The sequence below is a fragment of the Acinetobacter sichuanensis genome (genome assembly GCF_003024515.2).
Classification (GTDB): domain Bacteria; phylum Pseudomonadota; class Gammaproteobacteria; order Pseudomonadales; family Moraxellaceae; genus Acinetobacter; species Acinetobacter sichuanensis.
Genome location: NZ_PYIX02000158.1, coordinates 1 through 1,198, shown reverse-complemented (window position 1 = coordinate 1,198; position 1,198 = coordinate 1). Strand labels below are relative to the sequence as shown.

The window sequence follows — 1,198 nt, the reverse complement described above, 5'->3', positions numbered from 1 at the left end:
TGTGAGATGGTTAGGATTTGGCTCAAACACAATAGGTTGGGTTAAAGCGGATGATTGTGCGGTTTGGAATGGTCCTAAGGTATTTGGTGGTGCGGCATGACAACTATGGCTAAATTAGGTTTATTTGGGAATGCTGAAGGTCGCACTGATATCTGGTCTACGCCTCAAGATCTATTCAACAAATTAGATGCAATTTTTAACTTTGATTTAGATGTTTGTGCATTAGCTGAAAATACAAAGTGTGAGCGATTTTTTAGTCCAGAGATGGACGGCTTAAAACAAGATTGGACAGGTGTTTGTTGGATGAATCCGCCGTATGGTCGTGAAATTATTGCTTGGATCGAAAAGGCTGTAGAGACTGCAAAAAAAGGTCATACAGTTGTTGCGTTGTTGCCAGCACGAACTGATGTGGGTTGGTGGCAAGATCATGTATTAAATCGTGAGATTCACTACATCAAAGGAAGATTGAAGTTTGGTGGGTGTAAGCATAATGCCCCATTTGGATGTGCTGTTGTAGTTTTTCGCCCAAGTTTGAATGATGTTAAGTGGGAAAGTGTTGGAGACAGCAATGCTTAAACACATCTCTTGCGAGCCAGATTTAAAAAGCGTAATTCCTGAGACTTGGGCAAACGCTGTAACACGTTGTCAGGGTGGTGCACCACACAATTGCGGTGCTGATGGTCTTTGTGAGCGTGGGGGTACTTGCTTTGAGGTTAAGGAATTAACTCTGGTGCAGGCATTACTTGAGATTGAACATCTTAAAAAAGAACTAGATGTAACAAGGGTAAGAAACAAACAAATTGAAGTTGGTCATTTAAATTTAATTGCTCGATTGGAACATACGAAAGAATTAGCGCTTAAAGATGGCAAGAGTGAGCGTGTATTCATGATTCGTCAATGTTTAACAATAATCAGGGGAAGTGCAGATGAATAACGAATTCAAAATAGGTGACCTTGTGCGAGTTGATACCTTGCCTGATGCGCCATTACGTGAAGTTTTAGGTGTAAGGGATAGTTTTATTTTTATCGACTTTGGAGGTTGGAAAGGTTGGGTACAAGCTGCGGCATATGAACTGATTTTGAGTAGCAAAGTATGAGCAGCATTTCAGTTGCTGAGTATAAAAAACTATCTGGAAAACCACGGCGTACCAAGCGCCGTGTTGTTGTGAAGAAGCAGCGAGTTGTTAGTGAGGGTGAA

Annotated in this window: 3 protein-coding genes; all 3 read left to right on the top strand. The window is 41.2% G+C overall.

Features of this window, described 5'->3' with window-relative positions; translation table 11 throughout:
- Window positions 1-96 precede the first annotated feature (96 nt).
- Genes C9E89_RS22685 through C9E89_RS23565 form a run of 3 tightly spaced genes read left to right on the top strand, consistent with a single transcriptional unit; the run spans window position 97 to window position 1,097 of the window.
- Window positions 97-576 (top strand): DNA N-6-adenine-methyltransferase, encoded by a 480-nt coding sequence (locus C9E89_RS22685; RefSeq protein WP_107010312.1) that lies wholly within the window; start codon window positions 97-99, stop codon window positions 574-576.
- A complete protein-coding gene (locus tag C9E89_RS22680; RefSeq protein WP_107010311.1) occupies window positions 569-934 on the top strand; it encodes a hypothetical protein in 366 nt (121 codons plus the stop codon). The genes C9E89_RS22685 and C9E89_RS22680 overlap by 8 nt, the downstream gene beginning before the upstream one ends.
- Window positions 927-1,097 carry a hypothetical protein gene (locus C9E89_RS23565; RefSeq protein WP_171405216.1) on the top strand — a complete coding sequence of 57 codons (171 nt, stop codon included), beginning with the start codon at window positions 927-929 and terminating at the stop codon, window positions 1,095-1,097. Before C9E89_RS22680 ends, C9E89_RS23565 begins: the two co-directional genes overlap by 8 nt.
- Window positions 1,098-1,198: the final 101 nt, after the last annotated feature.